At 69.2% G+C, this 23,083-nt stretch carries 22 protein-coding genes and 4 pseudogenes; 15 read left to right on the forward strand and 11 right to left on the reverse strand.

Annotated features, from left to right (window positions below; translation table 11 throughout):
• Positions 1-2 precede the first annotated feature (2 nt).
• Positions 3-740: a nucleoside/nucleotide kinase family protein gene (locus ACV7NM_RS00340; RefSeq protein WP_463408294.1), complete on the reverse strand. Its 738-nt coding sequence runs from the start codon at positions 738-740 to the stop codon at positions 3-5.
• Positions 741-1,013: 273 nt separating this feature from the next.
• Here ACV7NM_RS00340 and ACV7NM_RS00345 point away from each other — a divergent pair, with 273 nt between their 5' ends.
• The gene (locus ACV7NM_RS00345) at positions 1,014-1,925 is read left to right on the forward strand and encodes an IS5 family transposase (RefSeq protein ID WP_463408295.1); all 912 of its coding nucleotides are present in this window, start codon (positions 1,014-1,016) and stop codon (positions 1,923-1,925) included.
• On the opposite strand, the gene ACV7NM_RS00350 is transcribed toward ACV7NM_RS00345, so the two are convergent.
• Both ACV7NM_RS00350 and ACV7NM_RS00355 read right to left on the reverse strand, forming a co-directional pair.
• Positions 1,888-2,424, reverse strand: a complete 537-nt coding sequence (locus ACV7NM_RS00350; RefSeq protein WP_463408296.1) for a hypothetical protein — start codon at positions 2,422-2,424, stop codon at positions 1,888-1,890. The genes ACV7NM_RS00345 and ACV7NM_RS00350 overlap by 38 nt on opposite strands.
• A gap of 278 nt (positions 2,425-2,702) precedes the next feature.
• Positions 2,703-2,864: pseudogene (locus tag ACV7NM_RS00355) on the reverse strand (antibiotic acetyltransferase); the annotation flags it as partial.
• Here ACV7NM_RS00355 and ACV7NM_RS00360 point away from each other — a divergent pair.
• Positions 2,848-3,247: pseudogene (locus ACV7NM_RS00360) on the forward strand (TetR family transcriptional regulator); the annotation flags it as partial. The pseudogenes ACV7NM_RS00355 and ACV7NM_RS00360 overlap by 17 nt on opposite strands.
• A 181-nt stretch (positions 3,248-3,428) precedes the next feature.
• On the opposite strand, the gene ACV7NM_RS00365 reads toward ACV7NM_RS00360, so the two are convergent.
• Complete coding sequence (locus ACV7NM_RS00365) at positions 3,429-4,307, reverse strand: helix-turn-helix transcriptional regulator (RefSeq protein ID WP_463408297.1); 879 nt, start codon at positions 4,305-4,307, stop codon at positions 3,429-3,431.
• A 104-nt stretch (positions 4,308-4,411) separates the two neighbouring features.
• On the opposite strand from ACV7NM_RS00365, the gene ACV7NM_RS00370 reads away from it, so the two are divergent.
• Positions 4,412-5,167: an alpha/beta fold hydrolase gene (locus tag ACV7NM_RS00370; protein WP_463408298.1), complete on the forward strand. Its 756-nt coding sequence runs from the start codon at positions 4,412-4,414 to the stop codon at positions 5,165-5,167.
• A gap of 242 nt (positions 5,168-5,409) precedes the next feature.
• A complete protein-coding gene (locus ACV7NM_RS00375; RefSeq protein WP_463408299.1) occupies positions 5,410-5,637 on the forward strand; it encodes a hypothetical protein in 228 nt (75 codons plus the stop codon).
• 19 nt (positions 5,638-5,656) lie between these two features.
• Here ACV7NM_RS00375 and ACV7NM_RS00380 read toward each other — a convergent pair whose 3' ends face one another.
• The 4 genes from ACV7NM_RS00380 to ACV7NM_RS00395 all read right to left on the reverse strand — a co-directional run bounded on the left by ACV7NM_RS00380 (position 5,657) and on the right by ACV7NM_RS00395 (position 8,406).
• Positions 5,657-5,836: a hypothetical protein gene (locus ACV7NM_RS00380; RefSeq protein ID WP_463408300.1), complete on the reverse strand. Its 180-nt coding sequence runs from the start codon at positions 5,834-5,836 to the stop codon at positions 5,657-5,659.
• A gap of 18 nt (positions 5,837-5,854) precedes the next feature.
• On the reverse strand, positions 5,855-6,184 hold the full coding sequence (locus ACV7NM_RS00385; protein WP_463408301.1) for a hypothetical protein: 330 nt from the start codon (positions 6,182-6,184) through the stop codon (positions 5,855-5,857).
• A 289-nt stretch (positions 6,185-6,473) separates the two neighbouring features.
• Entirely contained in the window at positions 6,474-7,604 is a 1,131-nt protein-coding gene (locus ACV7NM_RS00390; RefSeq protein ID WP_463408302.1) for an IS630 family transposase, read from the reverse strand.
• Positions 7,605-7,677: 73 nt separating this feature from the next.
• The gene (locus tag ACV7NM_RS00395) at positions 7,678-8,406 is read right to left on the reverse strand and encodes a dienelactone hydrolase family protein (protein WP_463408303.1); all 729 of its coding nucleotides are present in this window, start codon (positions 8,404-8,406) and stop codon (positions 7,678-7,680) included.
• 314 nt (positions 8,407-8,720) lie between these two features.
• On the opposite strand from ACV7NM_RS00395, the gene ACV7NM_RS00400 reads away from it, so the two are divergent.
• Positions 8,721-9,377: a class I SAM-dependent methyltransferase gene (locus ACV7NM_RS00400; RefSeq protein WP_463408304.1), complete on the forward strand. Its 657-nt coding sequence runs from the start codon at positions 8,721-8,723 to the stop codon at positions 9,375-9,377.
• Positions 9,378-9,429: 52 nt separating this feature from the next.
• Positions 9,430-10,512, forward strand: coding sequence for an IS630 family transposase (locus ACV7NM_RS00405; protein WP_463413795.1), 1,083 nt, complete (start codon positions 9,430-9,432; stop codon positions 10,510-10,512).
• Here ACV7NM_RS00405 and ACV7NM_RS00410 read toward each other — a convergent pair.
• Positions 10,501-11,092 (reverse strand): annotated as a pseudogene (locus tag ACV7NM_RS00410) (IS30 family transposase); the annotation flags it as partial. The gene ACV7NM_RS00405 and the pseudogene ACV7NM_RS00410 sit on opposite strands and share 12 nt — an antisense overlap.
• A 586-nt stretch (positions 11,093-11,678) precedes the next feature.
• On the opposite strand from ACV7NM_RS00410, the pseudogene ACV7NM_RS00415 reads away from it, so the two are divergent.
• Positions 11,679-12,868 (forward strand): annotated as a pseudogene (locus ACV7NM_RS00415) (IS110 family RNA-guided transposase).
• Positions 12,869-13,022: 154 nt separating this feature from the next.
• Here the strand turns inward: ACV7NM_RS00415 and ACV7NM_RS00420 are convergent.
• Positions 13,023-14,233 (reverse strand): IS3 family transposase gene (locus tag ACV7NM_RS00420; protein ID WP_463408305.1). Its coding sequence is split into 2 segments (ribosomal slippage): positions 13,023-13,942 and positions 13,942-14,233, totalling 1,212 coding nucleotides; the frame shifts between segments, so codons are not numbered across the junction.
• Between the two features lie 212 nt (positions 14,234-14,445).
• Between ACV7NM_RS00420 and ACV7NM_RS00425 the strand changes: the two genes are divergently transcribed.
• The 3 genes from ACV7NM_RS00425 (at position 14,446) to ACV7NM_RS00435 (ending at position 16,822) form a co-directional block, all read left to right on the forward strand.
• Entirely contained in the window at positions 14,446-15,627 is a 1,182-nt protein-coding gene (locus ACV7NM_RS00425) for a PP2C family protein-serine/threonine phosphatase (RefSeq protein ID WP_463413796.1), read from the forward strand.
• Between the two features lie 611 nt (positions 15,628-16,238).
• Positions 16,239-16,571 (forward strand): DUF6233 domain-containing protein, encoded by a 333-nt coding sequence (locus tag ACV7NM_RS00430; RefSeq protein WP_463408306.1) that lies wholly within the window; start codon positions 16,239-16,241, stop codon positions 16,569-16,571.
• Between the two features lie 23 nt (positions 16,572-16,594).
• Positions 16,595-16,822 (forward strand): hypothetical protein, encoded by a 228-nt coding sequence (locus ACV7NM_RS00435; RefSeq protein WP_463408307.1) that lies wholly within the window; start codon positions 16,595-16,597, stop codon positions 16,820-16,822.
• Positions 16,823-16,841: 19 nt separating this feature from the next.
• Here ACV7NM_RS00435 and ACV7NM_RS00440 read toward each other — a convergent pair whose 3' ends face one another.
• Positions 16,842-17,021 carry a hypothetical protein gene (locus ACV7NM_RS00440; RefSeq protein WP_463408308.1) on the reverse strand — a complete coding sequence of 60 codons (180 nt, stop codon included), beginning with the start codon at positions 17,019-17,021 and terminating at the stop codon, positions 16,842-16,844.
• A 183-nt stretch (positions 17,022-17,204) separates the two neighbouring features.
• Here ACV7NM_RS00440 and ACV7NM_RS00445 point away from each other — a divergent pair, with 183 nt between their 5' ends.
• From ACV7NM_RS00445 to ACV7NM_RS00465, 5 genes are all read left to right on the forward strand, one after another.
• Positions 17,205-17,474 carry a hypothetical protein gene (locus tag ACV7NM_RS00445; RefSeq protein WP_463408309.1) on the forward strand — a complete coding sequence of 90 codons (270 nt, stop codon included), beginning with the start codon at positions 17,205-17,207 and terminating at the stop codon, positions 17,472-17,474.
• Positions 17,475-17,575: 101 nt separating this feature from the next.
• The gene (locus ACV7NM_RS00450) at positions 17,576-17,911 is read left to right on the forward strand and encodes a hypothetical protein (protein WP_463408310.1); all 336 of its coding nucleotides are present in this window, start codon (positions 17,576-17,578) and stop codon (positions 17,909-17,911) included.
• 249 nt (positions 17,912-18,160) lie between these two features.
• The gene (locus ACV7NM_RS00455) at positions 18,161-19,120 is read left to right on the forward strand and encodes a terpene synthase family protein (RefSeq protein WP_463408311.1); all 960 of its coding nucleotides are present in this window, start codon (positions 18,161-18,163) and stop codon (positions 19,118-19,120) included.
• A 56-nt stretch (positions 19,121-19,176) separates the two neighbouring features.
• On the forward strand, positions 19,177-20,796 hold the full coding sequence (locus ACV7NM_RS00460; protein WP_463408312.1) for a prenyltransferase/squalene oxidase repeat-containing protein: 1,620 nt from the start codon (positions 19,177-19,179) through the stop codon (positions 20,794-20,796).
• Positions 20,793-22,226 (forward strand): SDR family NAD(P)-dependent oxidoreductase, encoded by a 1,434-nt coding sequence (locus ACV7NM_RS00465; RefSeq protein WP_463408313.1) that lies wholly within the window; start codon positions 20,793-20,795, stop codon positions 22,224-22,226. Before ACV7NM_RS00460 ends, ACV7NM_RS00465 begins: the two co-directional genes overlap by 4 nt.
• Positions 22,227-23,083: the final 857 nt, after the last annotated feature.

Consider the following 23,083-nt stretch of genomic DNA (forward strand, 5'->3'; position numbering starts at 1 on the left):
GGCTACTGGGGCCGTCGGAGGTCGCCGATGCGGCGTAGTTCAGGGTGGTCGACGTCGTTGTTGCCGACGACGATGCTTGCTCGCGTGGCCGGGTCGGCCTCGGCCAGGTACTGCCGACAGGCTGCGTGGTAGCGGTTGTCGAAGGCATTCTCGGCCTGTTCAAGTCCGCCGAAGAGCGCGGCGTCCCGCGTAGTGCCGCGCCGGCGGGCGACAAGGAAGCTGGTGTCGGCGAACACGACCTCGTCCCACAGGGGGGCCAGTTCGCTGCGCTGGAGGAAGCTGCCATCCACAATCAGCACCGCTTCGGCCGGCGCGGTGACTGGGGGTTCGTAGATCTGCTGGTCGCTGGCCAGGTCGATGATGCGATCGCGGTAGCGGCGGTCGCCGCCTGGGCCCAGCGGTGTGAGTACTGTCCGTGCGAACGCGGGAAAGTCGTAGGCGTCCTGGTAGTAGCCGATTGCTGAGGCGCGGCCCTGCCGGTGGCGGTGGGCGCGCGGGTGGTGGAACCCGTCCATGGACAGGTGAATCGCGGGTCGGCCGCGACTGGCGACCGCAGATGCCAGTGCACGGGCCAGGGTCGTCTTCCCTGCGGCGGTGATACCGTCCACCGCGACCCGAAGCGGATGCCCGAGGTCCCGGGCCGTAAGGTGATCAGCGATCCGCCCAATGACCTGGTCGCGGGTGGGCTGGCCCGAGCGATCGTCAGGCTGGGTCGCGCTGGTCTTGATCAGTTCTGCCACCCTGTGGATCCTATAATGTGCCGGCGTCGGCAAGCCGATCAGAAGGTCACCGCCACGGTTGAGAGGGACTTCGTTTCCCGCACACACCGCAACCCTGGCCGTGATGACCGCGGTTGTCTTCGCTGGCCTGAGAGTCGTTGTCTTTCCGATCTTGAGGGATGCGTATCGAACGCGAGTCCCGTTTGGGCGGTCGTGGGGTGTTCGGCGCATACGGACAGGGCCTCCTGAACAGCTGGTTGGTGTCTAATCACCGAGCAACATCAGGAGGCCCTGGTGCGGCAGTCTTCCGTGTCGTTGGCCGGGGAGTCCAGCCCGGTCACCTGGGAGTGTGACTGTCTGGCGCATCGGTTCGGAAACGCTGTCGACAACGGCATGCGGCAGCCGCGCTACCCGACGGACATGACGGACGCCGAATGGGCGGTCATCCGGCCGCTGATCCCGGTTCCGGCCTGGTTGCGCGGCCGGGGCGGACAGCCGGAGGCGTACTGCCACCGGCAGATACTGGACGCGATCCGCTACCTCGTGGACAACGGAATCAAGTGGCGGGCCATGCCGGCCGACTTCCCGCCATGGGACCGGGTCTACGCGTTCTTCCGCCGGTGGCGCGACCACCTGCTGGTCCAGGAGTTCCACGACCGGTTGCGCGCCAGGGTCCGGGAGAGGGCGGGGCGGGAGGCGGAGCCGACAGCCGGGGTGATCGACTCGCAGTCGGTCAAGGCGGACGCCGTCGTCGGCGCCGACAGCCGTGGCTACGACGGCGGCAAGCAGGTCAACGGCCGCACGCGGCACGTCGTGGTCGACACCCTCGGCCTGCTGCTGGGTGTGCTGGTCACCGCCGCCGACACCGGCGACCGCACCGCCGCCCAGGTCCTGCTGCGGCAGGTCACCGACGCACACCACCTGCTGGAACTGGTCTGGGCCGACGGCGGCTACACCGGCAGCCTCATCGAGTACTGCCACGCCGCGCTCGCCCTCGTCCTCGCCATCGTCAAACGCAGCGACGACATGCGCGGCTTCGTCGTGCTGCCCAAGCGGTGGATCGTCGAACGACTCTTCGCGCACCTGATGCGCACCCGCCGCCTGGTGCGCGACTTCGAGCGGCGCACCACCAGCGCCGAGGCGATGGTCTACTGGTCGATGATCCTGCTCATGACCCGCCGCCTTGCCCGGCCACGCCCTTCGTGAGCGTGAACCTGCCCGGCGCCGGCTCCGCCAGCCAGCCGCGCGCGACCAGACGCTTCGCCTTCGACCGCAGCGTCTCCACCCGCGCCGGCACCGCGTCCATGCCGAACACCTGGGCCATCTCCTGGCAGGTCAGGGGACCTTGGTGCAGCCGGACCCGGTCCGCGAGCGCCGCGAGGATGCGCTGATAGTCCACCGACAGCACCGACCACGCCAGGCCCTGACGCCACACCGGCACCTGCGCCTTCGGCTTCGCCGCATCCTGGGGCACCGGCTGCGTGGCCGTATCCAGCGGTTCCGGGGTGACCTCCGGGCCGACGGCCTCGCCGCCGTCCGGCGCCAGGACCGAATCGACCCGCCTACGGGCGATCACCCACTCCTGCCATTCCCGCTCGGCCGCGGCCAACTCGGCCTGGATACGGTCGGCCTCCTCCCGCAGCCCGTCAACCAGACGACGAGCAGCAAGCTCGTGCTGTTCCAGCAGTCCGACGACCGACGGCATTAGCGACCTCCCGGGGAACGATGACCCGACAGGCCACAACTTCCACGGAACCGCCGACCCTATGCCTGACCAGCGGAAACGCGACGATCACACTCGGAAAGACAACAGCTTCTACCGCAGTCAGCGAGCCACCACACGAACCCGTCCCGGTACGCGTCGGCGCCCGGCAGCCTCCGCAGATGGACCGCGGCTTCCCCCTCGTAGCCGTCCCAGCCGACGAACGTCGGGGACGGCTGCACTGGGGGACGGCCCTGGGCACGGGCGAGGGCGCCGCCGTGTCAGGGCCGGTCCATCTGCGCGGCGGCCTCTTCCAGGTCGGCGCCGGTCCCCGACATGATCGTCCGCACGTGTCGGGTGAGGTGCTGCACGAGCCAGTCCCACCACGCCCCGGTGAGGAGCCGGTCGATGTCCGCGGCGTCGTAGCGCGCCACGGTCAACCGGCGCCGGCGCGATGTCGGCGGTCTGCCCATCGACGTCATCGCCTCCGCCGGAGAGGTCGACTGGCAGCCGCCGGACACGGGTCTGCCGCACGGCGACCTGACGGCCCTCAACCAGGAGATCGAACAGCCGTCGTTCGCCGTCGCGCTGATGGCCGCCTCGTTCCACTCCGAACAGGCCGCGCACGCCCAGTGCGAGGTCATCGTCGATCTCGCCGTCGAGGGCGAGGAACTCCCCTGCGCTGCACACGGACGCATGGAGCCTGGTGGTCGCCGTTACGGCGTCGCTCTACCATCAGCTGGTTCTCCCGCATGCCGATCCGGCCCCGCAACTCCCCAGCAAGACCTGTCCAGCGGCCCCGGCTCGGACACCAGGGAGCACATAGCCGCGAGTCCCCTTGAGACGCCTCTACGGCAGCGGGCGGGCGGGGCGCGCTCGGCGACGTGCCGGGGCGACCGCACTCAACACCGGGGCGGCGTGCCACTCCGGGCGGCGGCTGATCGCCAGGGGGCACGAGCGTGCCGCCCACGATGCCCCGTGACCGTGCGAACCCGGCTTGGGTCTGGTCACCCGCTGGCTCGGTAGCGGCCCGGAGTCGTGCCGACCAGGTCGGTGAATGCCGCGATGAAGCCGCTGGGGTTGGCCCAGCCGCAGGCGTGCGCGGTGCGGGTGGTGTCATGGCCCTCGGCCAGGAGCACCAGCGCGTGGTGCACGCGCAGCTGGGTGCGCCACTCGTAGAAGGTCATGCCGAGTTCGTTGCGCAGCAGTCGGCTCAGGGTGCGGGCACTGGCTCCGACCTGCCGGCCGAGTTCGGTCACCGTAGTGGCGTCACCCGGATTCCCGGACAGGATCCGCTCGATCGCCCGCAGGCGGTCGTCTCGTGGGTGCGGCAGGTGCAACGGCTGTTCGTCCGCCTCACGCAACTCGTCGACGAGTACGCGCAGCAGTCGCTGACGCGCGGCGCGACCGTGACCGGGCCCCGCCGCGCCCGTATCCGCTGCGTCCTGGCGGTCCTGGCCGTTGGGCCTGTTGGGGCCGTTGTGACCGTCGTGGCCGCTGCCACGCGGGCCGGTCAGGGCGAGCAGAACCTCCCGCGCGAGCCCCGAGACGCAGAACACCGCCGGCCGCTCCGACACCAGTCGGGCCAGGGACGGCGGCAGGAAGACGATCCGCATGTCCGTGGCTCCGTGAGCGCGGTGACGGTGGGTGAAGCCCGCCGGGGTCCACGCGACCCGGTTGGCCGGAACGACCGAGGTCCCGCTCGCGGTGTGCAGGACCAGCACGCCGCTGGCCGCGTACACCAAGTGCCCGCGCGCGTGCGCCCGTTCCTCGCTGCTGCCGCCGGGCGGCCACAGATGGCGGCCGCCGGACGGCCAGATCCGTGACGTGGCTTCGGCGTCCGGATGTGCTTGGCCGGCGTGGCCGGCGTGGCGGCGAACAGGCATGGGTTGGCATTGTATCGGTGGGCCGCCACAAGCCCCCTCGACCAGACTCCTCGTCGTGAGCGGTGGCCCCCGGTGCCACTGTCGTGCGGCAAAGGGGAAGTCTCATGGCGACGTTCGTTCTCGTACCCGGCGGTTGGCACGGCTCCTGGGCGTTCGAGGCGGTGGTCCCGCTGCTGGAACGGGCCGGTCACATCGTCCACGCCCTGACCCTGACCGGTCTGCATCCCGACGACGGGCCCGCCGTGACCGCCAGCGCCAATCTCGACACCCATGCTGACGACGTGCTGCGCCTGCTGGACCGCGCCCAGCTCGACGACGTGACGCTGGTCGGCCACAGCTACGGCGGAATGGTGATCACCGCTGCCGCCGACCACGCCGGTGGCCGGGTCTCCCGCCTGGTGTACCTGGACGCCTGCGTGCCGCGCGACGGCGAATCCTGCTGGTCCCTCATGAACGAGGGCTACCGGCAGTCATTCGTCACCGGCGCCGCGGCCACCGGCTACGCCGTCCAGCCACCATGGCGGCCGGACGGCGACCCGCGCCGCCGTCCGCACCCGCTCGCCGCCTTCCTGCAGACGGTCCGCCTCACGGGTGCCCACGCCGCCGTCTCCCGCCGCGAGTTTGTGTACTGCGCGGGCTGGGAGGACCGCACGCCGTTCGCCGACCAGCGCGCCCGGCTGCTCACCGAACCGGCCTGGACCGTCCATGACCTCCCGACCGCCCACAACGCGATGCGCGAGGCCCCGCAGGCGGTCGCCGCACTCCTCCTCGACGGGGCGGCCGCGCCCGCCGACCCGGACGAACGCCTTGGCGGAGGCACCGGCTCCACCTCGAGCGGGCTGGCCCGTCCGGGGGTGTGACCCACCCCGCCGGTCCAGGGGGTACCACCTCGACATCCCCATCGTCGATCCCGTCGAACTACAGCCAGTCCCCAGAACGGCACACCGGTCCCCATGGCCGGCACCGTGACCGTCCACAGCGGGTGCTCTCCACACGCGGCTACAAGCGTTGCTCGTTCTCAAGCTCAGCTCGGGGCATGCTGCCAGGACGGTCTTGACCTGGAGCCGGTCCGGTAATGAGGGCCCGGCAGCAGGGTGGAGGGATGAGCCCCGCCCCGCACGTGATCGTCTACCCGCCCGACGCCCAGGGCGGACGCCGGGTCCGCTGCGACGGTGAAATCCTCGGCCGCGCCCTCGGCCCCCGTGATCTTCTGGAGTTCCTGCGGCGGGCCGGCCTCGACCCCGATGACGTCCGCCTGGACGAGGTCGGCCTGATCGAGTGGCGCGGCGGCGGCCCCACCGTGTGGAGCCCGGAGCCCGGCGAGGAGTAGACCCGGGGGCGGGGGTGGGTCAGACGGTCGGCGTCCCCGGGTACTCGTGGCGCTGGTAGCCGTGTCCGTCACCGTGCCAGTCCAGGAACAGCACCGAGTCCCCCAGGGCCCGGGGGCCGGCCCGGTGGCTGATCGTCGGGGTGCGATAGCTTCCGCTGCGCTTGCTGCTCGACGTGCTGTCCTCGAACCGGTCTTCCACCGAGAAATCCCCGCACGGTCACCACCGGGTCCGTGCCCACCCGGGCTGCTTGATCTGCACCCGCACCTTGGCCCCGTCGAAGATCGCCGGGTCATCCACCGGGTAGGTACTGGGGCCCTCCCACCGCACCTCGGCATAGACGTAGACCGTGCCCCCGGACCGCGCCGCGCACGTCCTCACCGTGACGTCCCAGTTGTCCGCCCACGGGCCGCTGTATCCGGCGTCGTCAATGGTCTTCGTACTGCTCGCGCACTTGTAGGCGGGCGCGGCCGTGGCGGTAGGCGCAGTGGGTGCTGCCAGCGCGACCAGAGCCAGTACCAGCGCGGCAGTGTTCTTGATCGTATCCATGGCCGGTCAATCGCCATGGACCCGGCCGCGACACGCCGTCGGCGTCGTGAACCAGATCTCCGGCAGCGGGCCCGTGCGCCTCTTCGTAGGCGGCGGCCCAGGTTATCGGCGGGCCCTAGCGGCCGCCGCAACATTGCAGCTCAAAGGGGTGCGGGATTCTGCGGGGCCGCTTTTGCTGGAGTCGATCAGAACGTGCCGGGCAACTTGACCGCCGCCGGGCTCCCGTACTGGTAGGCATTCGCGAAGCCGCTGGTGGCACCCACCTGCACCGTCAGTGCCTAGTGCCGCATCAGGCAACGTTCGCCCTGGTGACCACCTCGCGTAGCCGTTCGTCGGCGGCGTGATTGTTTCGCCAGATGATGTAGCGGCGGATCATGCTGCCCTGTTCCTTATGCGTGGCGTGATCGGTGCCGTCGAGGGTGAAGTAGCGCAGGGCGGTGAACTGGGCCTCGATGCGGTTGAGCCAGGAGCTGTTGGTCGGGGTGTAGGCGATCTCGACGTTGTTCGCGGTGGCCCAGTCGCCGCGCTGGCACTTCTTCGTGGTCAGGTGCGGGGAGAAGTTGTCGCAGACGATCGCCATGCGGACGTGGGCCGGGTAGAGGGTGCGAAGGTATCGGCAGAACTCCAGGAACTGCGTTCGCCGTTTGATCGGCTTGATGTGGCCGTAGAGCTTGTCCTTGGTCAGGTCGTAGGCGGCGAACAGGTGGCGTACTCCGCCGTAGCGGTTGTAGGTCGCGCGCCGTCGGCGGCGTGGTTCACGGTCGGAGTCCTTGTGTTTGCCGCCGCGTTCGGCCCACTGCCGCCCGGGGTGAGGCATGAGGTTGAGTGGGCTGAACTCGTCCATGCACAGGATGACCTCGGGCTCATCTTCCTCGGGAATGACCTCGCCGTCGGCGATCGCGTAGAGGTGCTCGACCCGGGCCTTCTTGGCCGCGTAGTCGGGGTCGTGAGAGGTCTTCCAGGTCTTCAGGCGTTGAAAGCAGACGCCTTCCTCGCGGAGCAGGATGCGCAGGCCTTCGTGGCTGATGTCGTCAACCACCCCCTCGGCGACCAGGAAGTCCGCCAGCTTGGTCAGGCTCCAGGCCGAGAAGGGCAGGTCGTGCTCGGTCGGCTTCGACTTCGCAATCTTCTTGACCTCGCGCCGCTCGGGCAGCGTGAAGGTCTTGGGCCGGCCGCCTTTGTACTTCGGGTAGAGGGAGTCGAAGCCGTCGGCGTTGAAGTTGTGGATCACATCCCGGACCCGGTCGTCGCTCGTGAACGACACCTCGGCGATCCTCGCCACCGGCATGCCCTGCGCGGACAGCAGCACCATCTGGGCGCGCCGCCAGGTCACCACCGACCCGGTGCCGCGCCGCACGATCCGCAACAGACGAGCACCCTCGTCGTCATCGATCTCCCGCACCTGCACCCGCTCAGCCATGCCGAACAGCCTGGACCGAACGCGCTGGCCGGGAACGGGTTCCGGCCAGCGCGCCGGGCACTGCGATCTCGTGTCAGCTCAGATGCCGGGCGAAGAACCTCACCGAGCTGTCCACCTCGAACGACGGCACATCCCCGTGCTTGCCAGGGTTGGCATGCAGCGTCTTCTCAGCCGAGGCCAGGGCATCGAACAAGGCCAGGCTCTGGTCCCGCGCCACCATCTGGTCGTCCCACTGGACCAGGAACTGCACCGGCACGGTGATCCGCGCGGCGTCCTCGGCCAGCCCGTGCACGCCGAGCAGACCCAGCACTGCGGCGCGGATCCGGGGCTCTGCGGCGATGAGCGGGATGCCGAGCCCGCAGCCCAACGACGTGCCGCAGTAGCCCACCGAGCCGACGCCGACCTGGTCGAGGCGCTGGACCGCAGTCAGGAGCGCCTGCCAATCCGCGACAGCCTGACCGGCCAGATAGCTGTGCATGCCGGCGACCAGCGCACCCGGATTCTCACCGGCGGCCATGCCGGCCCGCATCTCGGCCGCGATCCGGCCGAATTCCTCGTCCTTAGGCCGGTCACCGTGGTTGGGCGCGTCAATCGCGACGACCGCGAAACCCTCGGCGGCGAAGCGGCGCGCGCGGGAGAGGGTGCCAGGGGCCGTCTTGTGCTGCCCGCCGCCATGGCCCAGCAGAATCAGGGGACGCGTACCGGAAGCGCCTTCCGGCGTCCACAGCACGCCGGGGATCTCGTCGAGGGTGAAGAACTGTTCGGTGACGCCGTCCAACGACGTCGGGGAGGTGAAGCGCATCAGCGTTTCAAGCCTTTCGGGATGCCTTGTGCGGGCGCTCCCTAGACCATGCAAAGGAGGGAGCCCCGACCTGTGACAGTGTTGATCGGTCTCACCTCCTTGGATTCGCAGTGGTGCACGGCGACGCCGAAAGTATCACAACCATCACTCGCGTCTCGCCAGGGCGAACGTTGTCTGATGCGGCACTAGACAGCCGCTCGGCCAGGTATCCCGGCCGAGCGGCTGACGGTCGTTCCTGGCCGGGCGTCCCGGCCGGCTCACATCTGTCTCGGCTGTGGTTTCGCAGGTGCCCGAGGGGCTGATGGACTCACGCCATGACGACATTGCTGCCCCGCATCATGCGAGCACTTGAGCAGTTCCATGCCACCCACCCCTGGGACCACAACGCCCACTACCACCGGTGGATCCTGCGCCAGCTCCCCAGACGTTTCAACAGGGCTCTGGACGTCGGATCAGGCAGCGGTGACCTCGCCAGACTCCTGGCCTCACAGGCCGGAGCAGTGCACGGTATCGACGTCGATCCCACGATCGTCGATCGCGCGCGGGAGCTCACAGACCCCGCAGCCCCGGTGACCTTCACTGTCGGAGACGCGCTGAAGGAGGTGCCGCCTGGCCTCTATGACGTCATCACGTGTGTCGCCACCATCCACCACATGCCGTTCAGTGACGCCCTCACCTGCTTCCGTCAGCACCTGGCGCCTGGCGGAACCCTGGTCGTCGTTGGTGTCTATCGCCCGCAGTCTCGGACCGATTACCTGATCGACGCCGTGGCCATTCCGGCGAACGTCACCATGGCATGGATCAAGAACAAGGGCCGGAAGGTGCCACGACCAGCCTCAATGACCGCCCCGACCCGACCGGCGACTATGACCTTTGCAGACATCGTCCGTGACACCCACCAGCTGCTACCCGGTGCACGGCTGCACCGACGGCTGTTTTGGCGCTACGCGCTGGTCTGGCACCGGCACTAGTCTTCTGAGTCAGGAATTCTGTTCAGATGTGTAGGCTTGCGGTATGGCGCGGATGGGGCGACCGAAGGCCGAGTTGAGGTTGTCGGATGAGGAGCGGGCCGCACTCGAGGGGTGGGTGCGGCGCCGTTCCACGCCGCAGGCGTGGGCACTTCGTTGCCGGATCATCCTGGCCTGCGCGGAAGGCGCTTCGAACAAGGATGTAGCGGCCCGGCTCGGCTCGACCGCGCATGCGGTGGGCCGCTGGCGGGCGCGTTTCGTCGAGCACCGGATCGCCGGCCTGGGCGACATGCCGCGATCCGGCGGTCCGCGGTCGGTCACGGACGAGCAGGTCGCCGCTCTGGTCGCCAGGACACTGGAGTCGACACCGAAGAACGCGACGCACTGGTCGACGCGGTCGATGGCGAAGGAAACGGGCCTGTCGCAGTCGACCGTGTCGCGGATCTGGCGGGCGTTCGGCCTGCAGCCGCACCGCTCTGAGACCTTCAAGCTGTCGACCGACCCGTACTTCGTCGACAAGGTCCACGACGTCGTCGGCCTCTACCTCGATCCGCCGGAACGGGCCCTGGTCTTCTGCGTGGACGAGAAGTCCCAGATCCAGGCACTGGACCGCTCGCAGCCCGTCCTGCCGATGATGCCCGGCGTCCCGCAAAGGGTCACGCACGACTACGTCCGGGCCGGCACCACCACCCTCTTCGCCGCCCTGGAGGTCGCCACCGGCAAGGTGATCGGCTCACTCCACCGCCGCCACCGCGCCGAGGAGTTCAAGAAGTTCCTCATCAAGCTCGACAAAGAAGTCCCGGCCGGCCTGGACGTCCACCTGGTGCTGGACAACTACGCCACCCACAAGACCCCGGCCATCAAGACCTGGCTGGTGGCCCACCCCCGGTTCCACCTGCACTTCACACCCACCGGGTCGTCCTGGCTCAACCTCGTGGAGCGGTGGTTCGCCGAGCTGACGAACAAGCAGATACGACGAGGCGTCCACAAGACCGTCCAGGCCCTGGAGCAGGACATCCGGGCCTGGATCGCCGCATGGAACAGTGACCCGAAGCCCTACGTCTGGACCAAGACCGCAGATGAGATCCTCGAACGCCTCGCCAGCTATCTGAACAGAATTCCTGACTCAGGAGACTAGGAGATCGGCCTCACGGCTTGGCCTGGGGACCAAAGGCACCGCGCGGAAGGCCCCTTGGGCTGTCAGCATTGCTGGACCCATCAGATTCTGCAGGCGCTCGGCTGGGGTGTCCCAGCCGAGCGTTTTGCGTGGGCGGCTGTTGAGTTCGACAGCCACCGCGTCCAGGTCCTCGCGGGTGTGCCGGGACAGGTCGGTTCCCTTGGCAAAGTACTGCCGGAGAAGGCCGTTCGTATTCTCGTTCGAGCCGCGCTGCCAGGGACTGCCCGGGTTACAGAAGTAGACCGACATGTTCGCAGCGACGGAGAAAAGCTCATGGCCTGCCATCTCGTTGCCCTGGTCCCAGGTCAGTGACCGTCGCAGATGGGGCGGACTGGCTGAAGGTGGCGGTGAGCGCCTGGTGGAAGTGCTCTGCTCGGTGCCCGTTGGGCAGGTGCACCAGCATGGTGAAGCGGGTCGTGCGCTCGACGAGCGTGCCGATAGCGGAACGGTGGCCAGCGCCGACGATGCAGTCGCCTTCCCAGTGGCCGGGTACGGCGCGATCAGCCGCTTCAGCTGGCCGGTCGCTGATCATCACCATGGGGGCGGTGGGGTGGTGCTGCGCAACACGGCTGACAGGCCGGTGTACTTCCCAGGGGCCCTGTTCGAGTGGCCCGGCGGGAAGGTCGGACCTTGGCCGTTTGAAGTGGACGTTGTGGAGCCGGGATGCACAGTCGAGGTCCGGGTTCCGCGGTTCCTGGACGGGAAGAGGATCTCCATCACTGGCATCGTCTTCCATGATGGCTATGGCTGTATCTGGGCTCGCGACTTTGGCTCTTTCAGGCTGATCCGGAAGGGGGCCTATGCGGGGGTTCCGGGCGCGCGCCAGCGGCGGCGCAGGCGGGCCATTCGCCGCGCCCGAGTCACCGCCGCCTGAGGGAGCGGGACGACCGGTCAAAGTTCCCTACGTTGTCTGCGGGACCGGGCGAGCCCTTCGTATGGTTGGCCCACCCAGGGGCGTCGGGTGTGGCTTTTAAAGTTCTGCCGCTTGTGGCTTGCACTGATTGGCCGCCCGGCGCCCCACGACGACTCGGCTGCCAATTAGGAATTGCGAATGATCGCTCCGTAGGGAATCGACAGCGAGGTCGTCCGTCGGGAGGCACCCAGCACACCCACCGCACGGAGGCACCATGGCCGCGATCTGGGCTGGCATCGACGCAGGCAAAACCCACCACCACTGCGTCGCGATCGACGAGAGCGGCCGCCGGCTGCTGTCTCGACGCGTCGCCAACGACGAGCCCGAACTCCTCGAACTCCTCACGGACGTCCTGGCCCTGGGCGACGAGGTGATCTGGGGAATCGACCTGGCCGACGGCGGCGCCGCCCTCGCCTTCTCGATCCTCCTCAACCACGATCAGCCGGTGAACTACATCTCCGGCAGGGCCATCCACCGCGCCTCCGAGAGCTACCGCGGTGAAGGAAAGACCGAGCCAAGGACGCGGCCGTCATCGCCGACCAGGTCCGCATCCGCCGCGACCTGAACCCTTTACGCACCGGCGACGAAGCCGTCACCGACCTCAAGATCCTCACTGGCCGCCGCATGGACCTGGTCGCCGACCGCACCCGCACCGTGAATCGGCTCCGGGCCCAGCTGACCGGCATCTTTCCCGGCCTGGAACGGGCCTTGGACCTCACGAACAAGGGCCCGCTGACTCTGCTGACCGGCTACCAGGCCCCTGTGGCGATTCGCCGTCTCGGCGCCAAGCGGTTGGAGACCTGGTTGCGGAACCGCAAGGTTCTTCGCGCCGATCAGCTCGCCGAGACTGCAGTCGACGCAGCAGAGCGCCAGCACACCAGCCTGCCCGGGGAGAAACTGACCGCGCAGATGGTGCACACCCTCGCGAAGGAGGTGATGGCCCTCACCGAGCAGGTCTCCGAGCTCGACAAGCTCATCGAGGCCCGGTTTCGCGACCACCGCCACTTCGAGGTCATCACCAGCATGCCCGGCCTCGGCATCATCCTCGGCGCCGAATTCCTGGCCGCCACCGGCGGCGACATGACCGTCTTCGGGACCCCGGATCGTCTTGCCGGCTTCGGCGGAGTCGCACCAGTCCCTCGCGACTCCGGAAAGATCAGCGGAAACCTCCGGCGTCCTCAGCGATACAACCGCCGCCTGCAGAGAGTCCTCTACACCTCCGCGCTGTTCAGCATCCGCCGGTCCGAGGAATCCCGCCGGTTCTACGACCGCAAACGCGCCGAGGGCAAACGGCACACCCAAGCCGTCCTGGCCCTCGCGCGTCGTCGCGTCAACGTCCTATGGGCCCTCTTGAGGGACGGACGGTGCTACGAGCTCACGCCACCGACAGCCCTCGCGGCTTGACAGACCGCATTAGGAATCAGTGAGATCGGTCAGGGTTCAGAGCCTGTTCCTGAACCTCGAACCCGCAGGTCACAGCATGGATGGCGGACAGATTGCAGCAGCGGCGCCATTCGCTTGGGCTCGAATGGGCCTTGACCCCGGATTTTGAACACGTCTATGCGGCTTGGGTCAGGGTAGTTGCAGCTGGCTGGAGGTCGCTCTCGTAGGCGATCGGGGACCGGTGGCCGAGGCCCGAGTGCCGGCGGCGGGTGTTGTATCGGGTCAGCCAGCGGAACGCGTCGAGCCTGGCCTCGCGCTCGCTCGACCAGGCTTTGCGGCCTTTCAGCGTCTCCCTCTTGAAGGCGGCGTTGAAGCTTTCTGCGGCTGCGTTGTCGGCACTGGATCCGATCGCGCCCATGCTCTGCCGGATCCCGGCTGACCTGCAGATTTCAGCGAAGGCCCTGCTCGAATATTGGGATCCGTGGTCCGTGTGCATGATCGCTCCGGCCAGGTTTCCACGGGTCCGCTCGGCTGCCGCCAGGGCGTCAATGACGAGCTCGGTTCGCAGGTGATCGGCGATCGCCCATCCGGCCAGCCGGCGCGAGCACAAGTCGATGACGGTCGCGAGGTAGAGCGGCTTCGCGCCGCTGACCGGCAAGTATGTGATGTCGCCGACGTACTTTCTGTTGACGTCGGCTGCGGTGAAGTCACGGCCGATCAGGTCCGGTGCCTTCGCCGCGGACTGGTCCGCGACGGTGGTGCGGTGCCGGCGGCGCAACCGGACTCCCTCGAGCCCGATGGTCCGCATGATCCTGGCGACTCGTTTGTGGTTGACCACAGGACCCTCCTCGTCACGGAGTTCCGCGGTGATTCCGGGGGCCCCGTAGGTGCCGTCGGAGTCCTGGTGGATCTTGCGTATCCGGGCCGCGAGCCCGGCCTCGACGCTTTGCCTGGCCGCTCTCGCGGCCGCGGTGCGACGCCAGTAGTAGAAGCTCGAGCGGGCCAGGCCGAGGATATCGCAGAGCCGCTTCACGCCGTGACGGCGCTGGTGATCGTCAACGAACTGGTAGCGGTTCACCAGCGCGTCTCCGTCGCGAAATACCGGGCCGCCTTGCGGAGAATGTCCCGTTCTTCCTCGAGCTCGCGGATCCTCTTGCGGGCGGCGGCCAGCTCCGCCTGAACGGCGTCGCCGACGGCCTGCGAGGTGGCCGGCGGTGCGGAGTGGGCGCCGGGTCGGCGGCCGTCGGCGGCCCGGATCCAGTTCCTCAGCGTCTCGGTGTTCACCCCGAGATCAGCGGCGACCGACTTGATCGTCGCTCCCGGCCTCGAGCGGTACAACGCGACGGCGTCCGCCTTGAACTCGGCGGGGTAATGCTTCATCCCCACAGGGACTCCGTTCTCCTGGACCATCAAGATCCAAGTGTCTCCGGTGTCCAAAATCCGGGGTCAAGGTCCAATCGCCCGTCTTCACTTACCGTGACGGGCGGCGATTGACGTTCACCGTGGCGGTATTCAAGCTGGTGGCAAGGGGCCGGTGAAGGGATCGTGACGTGAGTGGTGGGCGGAGTGAGCTTCCCCGGCTGCTGACGGCTGCGGAGATGGCGTCGCCGGTGGAGGCCGTCGACGTGTTCGCGGAGGAGCTGCGGCGGCACTTCGGCGCCACGAAGGTGTCGTTCCTCATCGTCGATCTGACGGGGAAGGCAGTGGCGCGGCTGTCCACAGCCGGGGCGGTGGAGGAGGGGCGGGAAGCGGAGCGGATCGCTCTCTTCGGCAGCGTCTACGAGGTCGTGATCCGGACCCAGCGGCCCTATCAGGAGCTGACGGACACGGGGCAGCGGGTGATCGTGCCGGTCACCAACCGCGGAGACGCCATCGGGCTGCTGGAGCTGCTTCTGCCGACCGCCCCCGGCAAGGGCGTCCTGGAAGCGGTCGGGGAAGCCGCCCACGTGCTGGCGTACGTCGTGATCGCCAACGGGCGCTTCACCGATCTGTACACCTGGGGCAAACGCTCCCGGCCTCCCACCCTCGCAGCGGAGATCCAGTACCAACTGCTGCCCCAGTCGCTGTCGTGCGAGGCGGCCCAGTTCACCCTCTGCGGGAGCTTGGAGCCCTCCGCAGCCCTCAGCGGCGACACCTTCGACTACGCCCTGGACCGTGACACCCTGCACGTGTCGGTGACCGATCCCATGGGCCACGACATCGACGCCGCCCTGGCAGCCACGGTCCTGGTGGGTGCCCTGCGCGGCGCCCGCAGGGCAGGAGCCGGCCTCGCCGAGCAGGCCCACCTGGCCGACCAGGCCCTGGCCGACCACAACCGCGGTCACGCCACCGGGCAGCTGCTGCGCATCAACCTCCACACCGGGCGGGCCCAGCTCGTCAACGCCGGCCATCCCTGGCCCCTGCGCATGCGCGACGGGATCGCGGAGACGCTCATCTGCGAGGTGGATCATCCCTTCGGGCTGTCCGTGCGCCTGCCCCACCCCTACCGCGTCCAGGACATCGACCTGCGCCCCGGCGACCGACTGCTCATGCTGACCGACGGCATGCTCGAACATCACGGAGAGAAGGTCGACCTGCCCGCCCTGCTGGAGAGGACCCGGGATCTGCACCCGCGGGAGGCCGCGCTGATGTTGACCTCCGCAGTCCTGGACGCGGCCGGCGGCCGGCTCGAAGACGATGCCACCGTGATGTGCCTGGACTGGCACGGGCCTCAGGAGACCCAGCGGCACGTCAGCTCCGGCGCGGACACCCGGCAAGCCTCAGCCGCCCGTACGCAGTAGGCCATGTCCAACGCGCTCTCCAGGACGCTGCCAGGCGGTCGATAGGTAACCATCAGCACGAGCGTGGGTGCTCGGTAGCCTGGAATCCGGCGGGCCCTGGGCCAAGTTCACCGTGGTGAACTTGAGAACGATCAAGCTCGCGGCCACCTGGTGGCTTCTCGGTGACGCTGACGACGGTCAGCGTCACGGCGTTCGCAGCGCCTTTCGCTCGCGCCCCGCCAGCCACACCAATTGCCGCTCGGGGATCGGTCACAGTGACCGATCCCCGAACGCTCACGCAAAGCTCTGATTTCAGGCAGATGGCTTTTGACCTGCCGATTCGAGATTCAGAAACAGGCACTCACTGAGACGGGACACACGCCGCTCGACAGCAGGTCAGAGCTGGGCAGAGAAATCGAACACGTGATGGAATAAGAGAGTCCGCCGCACCCAGGAGCCCGCCATGACCTCCCCCACCCCCACACCCCGACCACAGGTCGTGACCTGGGCCCCCGAGCCAGACCGGACCGTGTGCCGCCTGCCACCGGCCGTGTGCACGCTACGGCGCTCCCGCCAACCCCGTGTGCGAGGCGTGCAAGGCCGCACGGCGGGCGCAGCACGGGGCCTGAACCGTGTCTGTCCTGCCGCCCGACCTGCCACGCCTGCGGACGCTGGTCACCTACCTGCGCGGCGAACTCAGCCGCACCGAGCGAGCACTGAACGCCGCCGAGGAGGCCGAGGCCGCCGCCGCACGGCGCCGCCCACCGGCGGAGCCGCCGGCGTGGCTGGTCGAGCGCGAGATCGGCACCGGCCGACCCCCGGGCCGCGTCCACGTCGGAACGTGCTGGGACACCGGCAAACGGTGCGCTCCCGCCACCGCCGACCAGATACGCGAACTACTCGGCCAGGGCGTGCCCGCATGCCCCCAGTGCCGCCCGGACACCGCACTCGGAGTGCTGGAATGACCACCCGGCAGCAGGGTGGAGGGATGAGCCCCGCCCCGCACGTGATCGTCTACCCGCCCGACGCCCAAGGCGGACGCCGGGTCCGCTGCGACGGCCAAATTCTCGGCCGCGCCCTCGACCCGGGCGATCTCCTGGAGTTCCTGCGGCGGGCCGACCTCGACCCCGACGACATCCGCCTGGACGACGACGGCCTGATCGAGTGGCGCGGCGGCGGCCCCACCGTGTGGAGCCCGGAGCCCGGCCAGGAGTAGACCCGGGGGCGGGGGTGGGTCAGACGGTCGGCGTCCCCGGGTACTCGTGGCGCTGGTAGCCGTGACCGCCACCGTGCCAGTCCAGGAACAGCACCGAGTCCCCCAAGGCCCGGGGGCCGGCCCGGTGGCTGATCGTCGGGGTGCGATAGCTTCCGCTGCGCTTGCTGCTCGACGTGCTGTCCTCGAACCGGTCTTCCACCGAGAAATCCCCGCACGGTCACCACCGGGTCCGTGCGAGGTAGGCCCTCGACCGCGAACAGACCCGCGCCGCCATGGCCTGGGTCAAGCAACGCGCCTACCGCACCGGCAAGGCCGTGATCGAGGACACGACGTTCGCCGACTACCTCGACGGCCTCACCCACCACCGCACCGCCGGAGAAGCATGATGAGCAGCGACACCGCCACCACACCCCACGGCACGGTGGACCTCGACGGCGCCCGGCAGGCCGTACGCTCGGGTGCGGCCGTGGTGCTGCCCAACCCGGCCCCGCTGACCCACGTCGTCACCGCCACCACCCCGCACACCGTGAACGACGCCAAAGGCCGGCCCGCCGGCCAGCCGGCCAGCCGGTCGCCCTGTGGGCCCACCATTCCGAAACCCTCCACGCCGTCACCGCCTACACCGGGCTCGACGCGGCGGGCATCACCCTGACCGGCCGGCTGCTCGCCGAGGAACACCTCACCCTGCTCCTGCCCCTGCGTACCGGCGCCCGCCAGCCCGCCTGGCTTCCGCCCGCGTGCAAAGACGGCTGGGTGCTGCTCTTCGGCGCCCGCTGGCAGCCACTCGTCCCGCTCCTGGACGAAAACCCGGTGCTGTATGTGAGCAGCGCCAACCGCACCGGTCACCCGCCCGCCGCCAACCCCGCCGAAGCGTTGGCCATGTTCCCGGCCACCGTCCCCGTCCTGCACCTTCCGCACCCGGGCGACGAGTCTGCGGACGATGCCGCCCGGCGGGCGACGACCACCGTGGCCCTCCACCCCGACGGCCGCCTCACACTCCACCGCCACGGCGCCCAAGACCAGCCCTACCCCCACCCGGACCACTACCTCGACCACCTGCGGGCGCGGTATACACCCCCGCCTGCCTGAGGCAGGCGGCCCAATGGCGCGGAGAACTCTCACCGGGCCGTCCCAAGAGGAGGTGGCGGCGATGGTGCTGTCGACCAGCTTGTGGCCGCTGTCCTGCATAGGTGGTGCGGATGACGGCCTGGTCGGGAGCGGCTTCGTTGATGTCACACGCAGCATCGTCTCTGTCCTCGCTCGGGGTTCGTCGGGGGATCTTGCGGGGTAATGAGGTACAGGCCAGCCATTGCGTCCCTTGGAACAGGGAGTTGCCGCATGCCCGAACGCGAGTCGGATGCGCCGCCCAGCTCACTCGGACGGGTGGTGCTCTGGGCCAGGCGGTGGCGACTGGTGGCCGGTCCGAAGGAGGAACAGCGCCTGGCGGCCATGGGGCTGGAGCGTTTCGCGGCACTGATCCTTGCGGGGGCGAGTGAGGAGGACGTGGCTCTGACCGCGCAGTGGGCGGCCTTCATCTGCCTCGTAGACGACCAGTTCGACCGAGGCGCTCTGGCTCGGCGCCCTGAGCAGGTCCGCGCGATGGCCGACGGGCTGGTGCGGGTTCTGGAAGGGGAGCCGCCGGCTGCCGGCGTGCCGGCCGAGGCCGCTCTCGCGGACCTGTGGACGCGCACCGCGCACCGCGGGCCCGAGCAGTGGCGGGCCCGGTTCGTCGCCGACTACACCGACTTCGCCCGCGCCAGCCGTGAGGAGGCCGACCTGCGCCGCGCGGGAACCCCGTTGCCCCTGGACGTCTATCTGGCATTGCGCCGCCGTACCATCACGCTGCTGCCCATGACGGATGTGCTGGAGTGCACCGCCCACGCTCCGATGCCGGGGAACCCAGCACTGTGGCCCGCTCTGACCGAGTTACGGCTGGCCGCGGCGGACGTGGCCGGATGGAGCAACGACCTGGCCTCCGCCGCGGCGGACCGGCACCAGGGCCACGACAATCTGATCGCAGTGCTGGAACGTGAGCGCGGCTGCTCGGCGCAGGCGGCTTACGAGCAGGCCGTGTCCATGCGGGACACCCGTCTGCGGGAGTTCCACCTTCTCGCGGCCGGCCTGTGCGGGGAGGGTGGCGCCGTCCCCGCAGGCGAGCGCGAGCACGTGAAGCGCTACGCGGCAGCCCTGTGCTCCTTCCTGGACGCGACGCTGCACTGGCTCGGCGACACGGGACGGTTCGAAGCACGATGGCTTCCGACCGGCGAAAACAGCCTCGCCGGCAGCCGTGAAGGCTGACGTTCAGACAGCTGTGACCCCGTTCGTGCCGCATCCTCGAAGGAGCCCACATCCCGATGCGTCCCCCTGACGGCCCGCCCCCGTTCCCCGCGTGGCCCACGACGGCCTTCCCGGCCGGCTTGGACGCCGGGCGCGAACGTCTGCTGGCCCGGCTGCTGGAACGCATCGGGCCCGACGGTGCGCTTCGTGATCCGTGCCGCAGCCGGGTCCTGGAATCCGCCCTTGCCCTGGCGCTCCTGAACCGCCGCGCACTCCCCTGCGACCGCGTACGCGCACGGCTCACGCGGTTCCTGGAGCACCACCGCCGCGGTGGGGACCCGTGGGACGCCGCCGTCGCGCGCGCCGCCCTGGAGCGCAACCCCGAGGAGCCCTTACGCCGCCAGGCGATCGAGGAGTTCATCGCCCAGGCCCCGGACTTCACCGGACCTCGAAAGCGTGCCCTCATCCACGCGATCTGGACCATGCTCGGCGCAGCCCCCGCGAGTTCCGCCCCCGGCGCTGATGCCTTCGACCTTGACGGGTTGCACTCCTGGGCGGCCGTGCAGGTCACCGCCGTCAAGGTCGTCGAGGCCCACGCCGCAGGCCACCCGCAGCCGGCCAGTGCCGACGAAGTCGCGCTGCTGCTCTCCACCCAGTGCCCCGGCACAGTATGGGAGGGCAACCTCCTGATCCACCTTTCCGTTCTGCATGCCCTGGCACGAATACCCGGCACGGACGCCACTGTGACGGAAGGCATCCGCACGGCGCTCCTGCACCAGCGCGCCGACGGCGGCCTGCCGTTCGTCACCGACACCGACACCTGGTGCACCGTCACCGCCGGACTCGCCCTGCACACCGCACGGGCATCCAAGCACGTCCTGCACCGGATCGCCTCCCATCTGGTCCGCGCCCAACAGAGCGGCGGCGGCTGGTCGTATACCGACCGGGCCCGGCTCTGCGACACGGACTGCACGACCGTCGCCGTGGAGTTCCTCCACCAGCTCGACCCGCGCACCTACCGCATCCCGATCCGACGCGCCCTCGCCGCCCTGATCGAGGTCCGGGGCACCGACGGCGGGTTCCCCACCTACGGCGCCGGCACGCCCTCCGAAGCGTGCATGACCGCCGCCGCGGTCAACGCCCTCAGCACCCAAGGACACCGCCACGAAGACCTCATCCAGGACGCCCTGCTCTTCCTCGCCGGTCGGCAGCGCCCGGACGGCTCCTTCCCACCCGGCTGGAGCAACAGTCACCCGCACACCCTCTTCCGGGCCCACCTCGCCGCCGGCCGGCCGCGCCCGCCACTGCCCGACCCGGTCCGCTCGATGCACCAGCGGATCCTGCACCAGGTGTGCTCCAGCCAGAACCCCGACGGCGGCTTCGGCCGACAGGACGGCGCAGCCAGCGACGCGATCAGCACCGCCTACGCCCTGATCGTCCTGACCGGGCAACCAGACCCGGCCCCGGCCGCCCGCGCCAGCCACTACCTGCTCGACCGGCAGCGCCCTGACGGCGGCATCAACTCACCCCCCGACATGCTCGGCCCGCGCCCCTTCCCCTACCAGGTCCCGGTGCTCGCTGACATCTTCACCCTCGTCGCGCTGGGCCACCTCACCCACCGCACCCGGCCTCATCACGCTCTCGTGCCGTGTCGGCCTCACAGCGCCGGCCGGCAGGACGAAAGGACAACACCGTGATCTTCACCCGTCCCCGGCCGACAACCGGATCGCTGCCCGGACGCGTCTGCCTGGTCACCGGCGGCGCAGCCGGCATCGGCTGGGCCCTGTCCCGAGCCCTGGCGCAGGCCGGCGCCCACGTCCACGTGTGCGACAACTCCAAACCCAACCTGGAGCGCGCCGCGAACGAGGCCGCCCTCCTACCGGGGGCGGCATCGATCGCGTTCGCCGAGGTCGACGTGAGCGACCGCGACGCCCTCGAAAACTGGATCACCGCCATCCACGCCGAGCGTGGGCGAATCGACATCCTCATCCACAACGCCGCCTACATCCACTGGGCCGACGTCGAGGAGATGAGCGTCGAGCAAGCGCAGCTGGCCATGCGCACCGGATACGACGCGCTGGTCTGCGCGGTCAAGGCGGTGCTGCCGCTGATGCGCGCGGCCGGCGGCGGGCAGATCGTCGCGATGGGCTCGGCGGCGGGGCGGATCTTCGTCAAGGGCCCCGCCGCCTCCTACGCGGCGGCGAAGGCGGCCGTCGAGGCGTACACCGAGATGCTGCGGATCGAACTGACCGGATCCGGCATCGGCGTCACCCTGGTACGGCCCGCCACGGTCGCCGGCACCGACTTCTGGAAGGTCCACGTCTCATCGGCTCGGATGCCCCGGATCGCGGACTTCCTGCCGCCCACTTCCCCGGAGAAAGTCGCCGACGCCGTCGTGCAGGCGATCCTGCGCCGCCGGCCGGCCGTCGACATTCCCGGCTACCTGCCCCCGTTCTACCGGGCCTACGCCCTGCTGCCCGAACTCACCCGCAAAGCCGCCGCCACCGGCGGCAACGGCCGCCGCGACTACGCCATCCCCCTCCCTGCGCCATCGCCCGGCACGGCAAAACGGGACAACCTCGCACTGCGGGCACTCAAGAAGGCCGGAGCCAACGCCCACTTCGTGCGCGCCATGTCCACCGTCGCGCCGAGCATCGACCGCTCCACCCACCGCCTCACCCGCGGCCGGCTGCTCCTCATGCCCGCCATGCTGCCGTCCCTGATGCTCACCACCACCGGCAGCCTGAGCGGCCGTCCCCGACAGGTCCCCCTGCTGTGCCACCTCGAAGACGACGGCAGTTACCTCGTCGTCGCCAGCAACTTCGGCAAAGCCCACCACCCCGCCTGGTCCCACAACCTCCTCGCCAACCATCAGGCCGTCATCACCCGCGCCGGACAGACCCTCGCCGTAACCGCCACCCTTCTCGACGGACCCGCGCGAGCCTCCGCCTGGAACCGCCTGGTGAAAGTCTGGCCACCCTACGAAAACTACGCCCAACGCTCCGGCCGCCACCTGCGAATCTTCCGCCTCACCCCCACTGATGAACGGACGGGAGCCCGACAGACCGGCTCCCAGCCAACCGGCCTACTCAAACCGCGCGGAACCTGGACCCGAGAGGCGCCCTGAACTCCGCCGACGCGCAGCTCGCGCGTGGCGACGGAGTCGTCCGGCGGGTAGGAGAGGCCAGTTTTCGGGAGGCCGGTGAGGGTGGCGGATACTTCGATTTGGTGGTTGACGTCTGCCTTGCCCGGCCTCGTGACAATCAGCAGTCCGTCGACAGCCCTGCGCGATCCTTGGCGGCCTTCTTCTGGAAAACGACCTGATCCGAGTTATCCCCCGCTGGGAATCGGGGGAGTTCTGGATTAGATGAGAGGTCGGGCCTCCCGAGCAAGACGGTCATCACAACGGCACCGACAACCGCCGCCGCCACTACCCACCACCGCCAGCCCCATCGTCTTCCCTTTGGCGCCGCGACCTTAGCCCGCTGCGACGCCAGACCACTGCCGGCAGGGCCACGCAACCTCAGCTGGCACACGTTCAAGGTCCGCTGGCAGGGGGCACCCACCCATACGGCGAGCCTGCGCTGTACGCCGGAAGTGGTTGAACTGGGCGTACCCCATCCCCCTGACCTAGGCGGCCATTACCTCACCTTCACTCCGGCTCACCTCGATGGCGGTGAGACAACCCTTAGCCGACTACAACCCTGCGGAGACGACCGTCCCAGCCATCCGGAGTCGCAAGGGTCGGGGACACTTGCTTCACTTCGATTCTCATCTCCATCGTCGACTCGTCGGCTTCCACGAGTCGACGATGGAGAATTGCCGCTCCGGGAATGCGTCGACAAGTCGCGCATGCCAGGACGTGACGAGAATCGACCCAAGTTCGCGATGCAGCGAGTCGAAATCCTCACTGTGCGCGGGCACCGCCCTGAACAGGTGGCCCAGCTCGAACAGGTTGAAACTGTCAACCGTCTCCGCCCAGGG

The organism is Streptomyces sp. Tek67B01, assembly GCF_055231995.1.

Coding starts and splice junctions, on each gene's coding strand:
- ACV7NM_RS00350 (WP_463408296.1), bottom strand. CDS start 2,424: ATGCCGTCGGTCGTCGGACTGCTGGAACAGCACGAGCTTGCTGCTCGT.
- ACV7NM_RS00365 (WP_463408297.1), bottom strand. CDS start 4,307: ATGCCTGTTCGCCGCCACGCCGGCCACGCCGGCCAAGCACATCCGGAC.
- ACV7NM_RS00370 (WP_463408298.1), top strand. CDS start 4,412: ATGGCGACGTTCGTTCTCGTACCCGGCGGTTGGCACGGCTCCTGGGCG.
- ACV7NM_RS00375 (WP_463408299.1), top strand. CDS start 5,410: ATGAGCCCCGCCCCGCACGTGATCGTCTACCCGCCCGACGCCCAGGGC.
- ACV7NM_RS00385 (WP_463408301.1), bottom strand. CDS start 6,184: ATGGATACGATCAAGAACACTGCCGCGCTGGTACTGGCTCTGGTCGCG.
- ACV7NM_RS00390 (WP_463408302.1), bottom strand. CDS start 7,604: ATGGCTGAGCGGGTGCAGGTGCGGGAGATCGATGACGACGAGGGTGCT.
- ACV7NM_RS00395 (WP_463408303.1), bottom strand. CDS start 8,406: ATGCGCTTCACCTCCCCGACGTCGTTGGACGGCGTCACCGAACAGTTC.
- ACV7NM_RS00400 (WP_463408304.1), top strand. CDS start 8,721: ATGACGACATTGCTGCCCCGCATCATGCGAGCACTTGAGCAGTTCCAT.
- ACV7NM_RS00405 (WP_463413795.1), top strand. CDS start 9,430: ATGGGGCGACCGAAGGCCGAGTTGAGGTTGTCGGATGAGGAGCGGGCC.
- ACV7NM_RS00425 (WP_463413796.1), top strand. CDS start 14,446: ATGGCGTCGCCGGTGGAGGCCGTCGACGTGTTCGCGGAGGAGCTGCGG.
- ACV7NM_RS00435 (WP_463408307.1), top strand. CDS start 16,595: ATGAGCCCCGCCCCGCACGTGATCGTCTACCCGCCCGACGCCCAAGGC.
- ACV7NM_RS00445 (WP_463408309.1), top strand. CDS start 17,205: ATGATGAGCAGCGACACCGCCACCACACCCCACGGCACGGTGGACCTC.
- ACV7NM_RS00455 (WP_463408311.1), top strand. CDS start 18,161: ATGCCCGAACGCGAGTCGGATGCGCCGCCCAGCTCACTCGGACGGGTG.
- ACV7NM_RS00460 (WP_463408312.1), top strand. CDS start 19,177: ATGCGTCCCCCTGACGGCCCGCCCCCGTTCCCCGCGTGGCCCACGACG.